The 7,154-nt window shown below is 64.6% G+C and carries 7 protein-coding genes; 2 read left to right on the top strand and 5 right to left on the bottom strand.

Annotated features, from left to right (window positions below; genetic code table 11):
- Window positions 1-139: 139 nt before the first annotated feature.
- From AWB74_RS27100 to AWB74_RS27090, 3 genes are all read right to left on the bottom strand, one after another.
- The gene (locus tag AWB74_RS27100; RefSeq protein ID WP_061149742.1) at window positions 140-1,441 is read right to left on the bottom strand and encodes an RNA polymerase sigma factor; all 1,302 of its coding nucleotides are present in this window, start codon (window positions 1,439-1,441) and stop codon (window positions 140-142) included.
- On the bottom strand, window positions 1,438-1,836 hold the full coding sequence (locus AWB74_RS27095) for a VOC family protein (RefSeq protein WP_061149741.1): 399 nt from the start codon (window positions 1,834-1,836) through the stop codon (window positions 1,438-1,440). The genes AWB74_RS27100 and AWB74_RS27095 overlap by 4 nt, the downstream gene beginning before the upstream one ends.
- A 66-nt stretch (window positions 1,837-1,902) precedes the next feature.
- Window positions 1,903-2,256 carry a YciI family protein gene (locus AWB74_RS27090; protein ID WP_061149740.1) on the bottom strand — a complete coding sequence of 118 codons (354 nt, stop codon included), beginning with the start codon at window positions 2,254-2,256 and terminating at the stop codon, window positions 1,903-1,905.
- 279 nt (window positions 2,257-2,535) lie between these two features.
- Between AWB74_RS27090 and AWB74_RS27085 the strand changes: the two genes are divergently transcribed.
- Window positions 2,536-2,934, top strand: a complete 399-nt coding sequence (locus AWB74_RS27085; protein ID WP_061149739.1) for a DUF2917 domain-containing protein — start codon at window positions 2,536-2,538, stop codon at window positions 2,932-2,934.
- An 11-nt stretch (window positions 2,935-2,945) separates the two neighbouring features.
- Here AWB74_RS27085 and AWB74_RS27080 read toward each other — a convergent pair whose 3' ends face one another.
- The gene (locus AWB74_RS27080; protein ID WP_061149738.1) at window positions 2,946-4,604 is read right to left on the bottom strand and encodes a tannase/feruloyl esterase family alpha/beta hydrolase; all 1,659 of its coding nucleotides are present in this window, start codon (window positions 4,602-4,604) and stop codon (window positions 2,946-2,948) included.
- Window positions 4,605-4,720: 116 nt separating this feature from the next.
- Window positions 4,721-5,581 (bottom strand): LysR family transcriptional regulator, encoded by an 861-nt coding sequence (locus AWB74_RS27075; protein WP_061149737.1) that lies wholly within the window; start codon window positions 5,579-5,581, stop codon window positions 4,721-4,723.
- Window positions 5,582-5,699: 118 nt separating this feature from the next.
- Between AWB74_RS27075 and AWB74_RS27070 the strand changes: the two genes are divergently transcribed.
- Window positions 5,700-7,124 (top strand): DHA2 family efflux MFS transporter permease subunit, encoded by a 1,425-nt coding sequence (locus AWB74_RS27070; RefSeq protein WP_268811206.1) that lies wholly within the window; start codon window positions 5,700-5,702, stop codon window positions 7,122-7,124.
- Window positions 7,125-7,154: the final 30 nt, after the last annotated feature.

Here is a 7,154-nt window from a genome sequence, read left to right as displayed (position 1 = left end):
TCGTCTGGCCACGAACCTACGTCAAAACACGACATTTCTATCTGGCAGAAACACGACATTTCTATCTGGGACCTACACACAGAAATGCGCTAATTTATCTTATGTAAAGTCAAGAATTCGACCGTACGACACCAACCCCTCACCCCATCTCCCCAGCCCGCCTCATCAAAAACTCCCGCTCCCGCGCATTCTTCGCCAGCGACGCCGCGCGCTCGAACTCTACACGCGCCTCATCCTTGCGCCCCAGCTTCGCAAGCAGATCCGCCCGCACGCTCGGCAGCCAGTGATAGTTCCTGAGCGCTGCCGCGTCGGCGAGCGCATCCACGATCGGCAGCGCCGTCTCCGCGCCATACGCCATGCTCACCGCGACCGCGCGGTTCAGCTCGACGACCGGCGTCGGCGCCGTCTGCATCAGCGCGTCGTAGAGCGCGACGATCATCGGCCAGTCGGTGTCGGCGGCACGCGCCGCGCGCGCGTGACATGCCGCGAGCGCCGCCTGCAGCGCGTACACGCCACGCGCACCGCCCAAGTCTTCAGAGCGCTTCAGCGCTGCCAGCCCGCGCCGGATCAGCAGCGGGTCCCATCGACTGCGATCCTGATCCGGCAACAGCACCGGCCGTCCTTCCCGGTCGACGCGCGCCTTCATCCGCGACGCCTGAATCTCCATCAGCGCGACGAGCCCGTGAACCTCGCTTTCATCCGGCGTCAGTTCGGCCAGGATGCGCCCGAGCCGCAGCGCGTCCTCGCACAGCGCCGGACGCATCCAGTCATCGCCGGCGGTCGCCGAATAGCCCTCGTTGAAAATCAGATAGAGCACTTCCAGCACCGAGCCGAGCCGCGCCGCGCGCGCGTCGGCCTTCGGCACCTCGAACGGCACGTGCGCCGCCGACAGCGTGCGCTTTGCCCGCACGATGCGCTGCGCGATCGTCGGCTCTGGCACGAGGAACGCGCGCGCGATCTCGTCGGTAGTGAGCCCGCCGATCAGGCGCAACGTCAGCGCGGCGCGCGCATCGACGGACAGCACCGGATGACACGCCGTGAAGATGAGACGCAGCAGATCGTCGCCGATGTCGTCCTCACGCGCGGCGTCGAGCGCATCGACGAAATCGGGCGTGATATGCGCCTCCTGCGCGTCGAGATCGCGTCCGTACTCCTCGTGCTTCCTCGCATGCAGCGCGTGCTGCCGCAGCCGGTCGAGCGCCTTGTTCTTCGCTGTCGTCATGAGCCACGCTCCCGGCTTGTCGGGCACGCCCACGCCCGGTTGGCTCCAGTGTTCCAGCGCCGCGACGAACGCATCCTGCGCCAGTTCCTCGGCGAGCGCGACATCGCGCACGACGCGCGCCACGCTCGCGATCACCTTCGCCGACTCGATGCGCCAGACCGCGTCGATGGCCCGCCGTGCCGCATCGTCAGCGTCACTCTGCTTCGATCGCCCGCTCACGCCGCTTCCGGATTCATGTGCACGAGTGCCCAGATATGACCGTCGAGATCCTCGAAACCGTGGCCATACATGAAGCCATGATCCTGCGGCTCGCGCGGCGCGCGTCCACCCGCGGCGACGGCCTTCGCGACCAGATCGTCCACTTCCGCCCTGCTCTCGCACGACAGGCACACGAGCGTTTCGGTGCTCGCGTGCGCATCGGCGATCGGCTTTTCGGTGAAGGTCTGGAAGAACCGCTCGACGAGCAGCATCGCGTAAATGTTTTCGCCGATGACGAGGCACGCGGCGTCATCGTTCGTGAACGCGGGGTCGAAGCTCAGTCCCAGTTCCTTGAAAAAGGTCATCGAGCGCTTGAGGTCGCGAACCGGCAGGTTCACGAAAATCTGTTTGTGCATGACGGTGGTCTCCTGGGTTTTCAATACCACGACGAACGACTCACAGAAAAATCGACACGCGCCCGTCTAGGCGTAACACGGCCCGACTTTGCGGACTTCGATCGTGCACCACTTCGCCGCCGGACATTGCGCCGCGATCTCGACCGCTTCCGCACGCGTTTCGCAATCGATGAGAAAAAAGCCGCCGATCATCTCCTTGGCCTCGGCAAACGGCCCGTCGATGATCCGCGCATCGCCATTGCTGGCCGTGACGCGCGACGCATCCTTCAGCGACGTCAGCGATTCGACCGCGCGCAAGATCCCGCGCGCGTTCAGTCCATCGGCGAATCGCACCATCTGGTCATACACCTCGCGCCCCTCTTCCTCCGTGCGCTGGCCACGTTGTTCAACCGGTTCCACGACGAGCAGCAGATAAGCCACGACAAGCCTCCGTACTTTTTTTTGATGCGCTCAAGTCTATCTCGATATTGACAAACACAGATGCGCCCATCGATACTGCGACACATGCACGCAGCCATCCTTTTCTCCATCGCCGCGATTAAAAACCGTATGAACGCCATGTGTGGCGGGTCATCGGAAGAGCGTGTGCGCTAGCGAAACAGGCAAGCAAATCGATTCCGAAGGCCCCGCCGCAAGACGGGGCCTTCTTGTTTTTGCGTGCAAGGTTTCCGTCTTCGGCTCACATCATGGAGAGCAGAGATGGAAGAGGTATCGCAAGTTTTCGTGCGTCATGGCGTCGGCCACGGCGTCGCATCGGGGCGTCTGCGCACGTCGGGAGCGCGCGTCGTGGTCTATGTCGATGTGCATCCGCATCAGATGGTGTCGTGGCGGCTCACGCGCGATGCCGAACTGCGCATCGGCGATGCGTCCGCAGGCTCGCTTTGGCTCACACGCCATCGCGATTCCTACGACTACTGGATGAAGCCCGGTGATGTCGTGCGTCTGTCGCGCGGCGAGCGCGTATGGCTCACGTCGGAAAGCGATGAGGCGATCGAGGTGTCGCTCACGTCTCATCGCGTCGAGCGGCGCGGCGTGATCGCGCGTTGGGTTGCGCGGTATTGGCCGCGCATCGCCGACGGGCATGCGAACGCGCTGTAGCGCTCGGCGTGTCACGGCTCCACGCAGCGAAAGCTCGCGGCAGCATTGACGCTGCCCTTGCCGACATAGCGCGGATAGTTCGGATAACGGCATATCGGTCGCGTGCGTCCGTTGGTGGCGGGCGCGATGTCGCTGCCGATGAGCGTCTCCGGCGCCATGCCGTTGCTCACCCAGTCGTCGAGCGCGCCGAGCTCGTCCCACGCGGGAATGAACACGCCGTTGCCGTGCTGGAAACCCGGCACCATGTAGAGCCGCATGAACGAATCGACGGTGTCCTGCCCGTATCGGTCGATGAGTCCGCGATAGAACGCGATCGTCTGGTTCGGGCTGATGACTTCGTCGGCGAGCCCGTGCATCGCAATGAGCTTGCCACCGCGCGCGATGAACGCGGAGAAATCCGGGTTCATCGCGCCGACGGTGTACGCGAGCGTCGTCAGCCGCTGTTTGAAGCGGCCGGGATTGTCGAGGTCGAACGTGAGCGAGCTGAAGCCGGGATCGCGCGCAACGAAGTGCCGCATATACGCGTCGCCTTGTGCGAAGAGATAGCCGTTCGCGGCGAAGGTCGGCGGGTTCAGGAGCGTCGGCGAGTCGCCGAGACCGAGCGCGCCGGAAAAGTCCACGCCCTGAAACACGTTGTAGCCGGGATACGTGTCGACGCCGTATGCAAGCGGATACGGCAGGCTCACGCCGTCGCGCAAGGTCTCGAGCGTGTCGATCTGCGCATCGGACAGACAACTGTCGCGCAAGGAAGGACGCTGGCCGTTCGCGCAACGCAGCGACGCGATGATCTGCGGCTCCAGTTTCCTGCACGCTTCCACATTGCCGACGATGCCATCCGCCACGCCGTCGAGCTTGTCGCATTCGTGCACGACGGTCTCGAACACGCGCCGCTGCTGCGCAATCCCGACGAAGCCGCCAGGCTTCGCATACGACGCCTGCCCGATCTTTACGCCCATCAGCCGGACGCCCGAGAAGTTGATCGCCGGCGCGTTGGCGATCACGCCGTCGTAGTCGTTCGGAAAACGCTCGATCACGGTGAAGCCTTCGCGCCCGCCCGTTGAGCCGCCCGCGAAATAGGTCTTGTCAGGCGCGCGCCCGTAGCCCATCTGGATCAGCGCGAGCGCGACATCGCGCGTTTTCTTGAGATGCCCGAAGCCGAAGTTGACGATGGCTTCATCGTTGCCCGCGAAATCCGCGCGCCCCGAATTGCCGACGTGGCCCGAATCCGAGCCGAACGTCGCATAGCCGCGCGCGAGCGGCGTCGAATCGGGCGCGAAAGGCATCGGATCGGTGCCGGAAACGATCGTGCCGTTGTAGCCGCCGCCGCCCATCTGCAGCGCGCGGCCGTTCCAGCGGCTCGGCAGATTCACTTCGAAGCGGATGTCGGGCGTCGTGTCCTGCAGCGCCTTGATGAACCCGGTGATGCGGCAATACTCGCCGTTGCGATTGCCCGGCGCGGCCGCTTTCACGACCCACGCCGAGACGATCGTCGCGCCGCGCGTCGGCAGGCCGATGATCGATGCGGGCACGATCTTGCCTTCGAGGTCGTCGCAATGCTTCGTCACGTAAGCGGCGGCCTGCGCGTGCGAACACGCCACGAGCGCCATCGCGACGAAAAACGCCGGAAAGCGGAACAGATCGGACGATAGATGGCGGAGGAAACGGGACACGTCTTGGAAGTGGCTACTTCAATCGCCGCACAATATATAAGAACAGTTTTGAGATAGCCATTCGGAACGCCCGGCCGTTGCAGCGGCACAACCGGCTTCCCTGCCCTCGCCCGCGCTCATTCGCCCGTCCATTCGCCGCGCAGGTCGCTATTCTCGAGAAGCTGTAGCAAGGTTTCGGCCGGACGGCTCAGATGTTTCGCGCCGAACGCGATGAACTCGACTTCCGGCAATTCCGGCAAATCCGCGCGATTCACGGGCGGCGCCAATCCGCGTGCGGCCAGGAAATGCGAGCGCACCGTCAGCCCGAGCCCGCCGCGCGCCGCGGCGATGCAGCCCGCGTGGCTGCTGCTGGTGCAGACCATCTGCCAGCTTGCGCCCGTCATCGCGAGCGAATCGAGCACGACGGCACGCGTGACGCTCGGCTCCGACACGAGGATGAGCGGCAGCGGCTCGCCCGTATCGACGACGGTGCCGGGCTTCGCGAGCCATTCGAGCCGGCCGGAAAATAGCCGCGTGCCGCGCGCATCGCCGAGACGCCGTTTGCCGACCGCGAGGTCGAGCTCGCCCGCATCGACCATCTGGTAAAGCCTTCCCGTCATGCCGATGGTGATTTCCAGCTCGACATCCGGATGCGTGTCGCGAAACGCGGCGAGCACGCTCGGCAGCGGCCCGAGCGCGATATCGTCCGACGAACCGAGCCGCACGCGCCCGCGCAGGCGCGGCGAACTGAACTGCGACTGCGCGTGCGCCATCGCTTCGAGAATCACGCGGGCGTGGACGAGCATGGCTTCGCCGTCGGCGGTGAGCGCGAGCGAATGCGTGTCGCGCACGAAAAGCCGCCGCCCGACGCTCTCCTCCAGCCGACGGATATGCTCGGAGACGCTCGACTGTCGCAGCCCGAGCTGGCGGCCGGCATCGGTGAAGCTGTGCGACGCGGCCACCGTCGCGAAGGTGTTCAGCCAGACTGGATTGAGCATAGGCCATTGTCATCGGCAATACCGATGACAGTCAATGCGGTTAGCGGGCTTCCCGATGACGCCGCAAGTCATTAATATTTCATGAATCGCGCAATGCGTTTGTTTTCAAACGGCTTTCCTGTCGGCGCGACCACCGCACCCCTCGTTCCCCATGACCAAAAGTTCTTCGCACACGGCATTGCTCTGGATCGTCGCCGTGGGCTTTTTCATGCAGGCGCTCGACACGACGATCGTCAACACGGCGCTGCCATCGATTGCGCGCAGCCTGAACGCCGCGCCGCTCGCGATGCAGTCGATCGTCGTCGCCTACACGCTCACGATGGCGCTCTTTACGCCCGCGTCCGGCTGGCTTGCCGACCGCTTCGGCACGCGCCGCGTCTATCTCGTTTCCATTTCGCTGTTCGTGATCGGCTCGCTCGCCTGCGCGGGCGCGCATTCGCTGAACCAGCTCGTGATCGCGCGCGTGCTGCAGGGCATCGGCGGCTCGATGCTGCTGCCGATCGGCCGGCTCGCCGTGCTGCGCGCCGTCTCGGGCGAAGCCTATGTCTCGGCGCTCGCGATGATTTCCGTCGCCGGTCAGGTCGGCCCGATTCTCGGCCCGACGCTCGGCGGCTGGTTCGTCGAATCGTTTTCGTGGCACTGGATCTTCCTGATCAACGTGCCGATCGGCGCGGTCGGGCTTTATGCGGTGCAGCGCTTCCTCCCGAACGACACGCTCCACGATGCGCCGCCCTTCGATTTCGTCGGCTGCGGATTGCTGTCGATGTGCATGGTGTCGTTCTCGCTCGCGCTCGATTCACCGGTCGAGACGCATCGCGGCGCGGTGTCGGCGGCGCTGTTCGCGCTGGCGGCGGTATCGGCGTTCGCGTATGTCCCGTACGCGCGGCGCAAGCGCAACCCCATCTTTCATCTCGCGCTGTTTCACGAGCCGAACTTCAGCGTCGGACTCGTCGGCAATCTGCTGTGCCGGATCGGATCGAGCGCGGTGCCGTTCCTGCTGCCGCTCATGATGCAGCTCGAACTCGGCTACAGCCCGCTGCATTCGGGGCTGATGATGCTGCCGATCGCCATCGCCGGGACCATCAGCAAGCGCTGGATCGCGCAACTTGTGAAGCGCTACGGCTACGACACGTTCCTGCTCGTGAACACGGCGCTCGTCGGCGCGTCGATCGTCGCGTTCGCGCTGTTTTCGCCGACGCTGCCGCTCGGCATCGAAATCGCGATCCTGGCCGTGTTCGGCGCGAGCAATTCGATGCAGTTCGCCGCCATGAACAGCGTCACGTTGAAAGGCTTGTCGAGCAAGGACGCGGGGAGCGGCAACAGCCTCTTTTCGATGGTGCAGATGCTCGCGATCGGCCTGGGCGTGTCGATCGGCGGCTCGCTCGTGCAGTTGTTCCAGGGACCGTTTTCGACATCGACGGGCTTCAGGTTGAGCTTCGTCTGCATGGGCGTGGTGACGCTTTTCTCGGGCGCCGTGTTCCGCCGGCTCGATTCCGCGCCGCAAAACGCGACGCCTGCCAGCGTCGGCAAGCGCGTCGCTTAACGATTATCCTGTCGGTCCAACCGATTTCTG

It is taken from the genome of Caballeronia arvi (assembly GCF_001544695.2).
Taxonomy (GTDB): domain Bacteria; phylum Pseudomonadota; class Gammaproteobacteria; order Burkholderiales; family Burkholderiaceae; genus Caballeronia; species Caballeronia arvi.
Note: the sequence above shows the minus strand (reverse complement) of the source record. Positions and strands in the feature narration are given on the sequence as shown.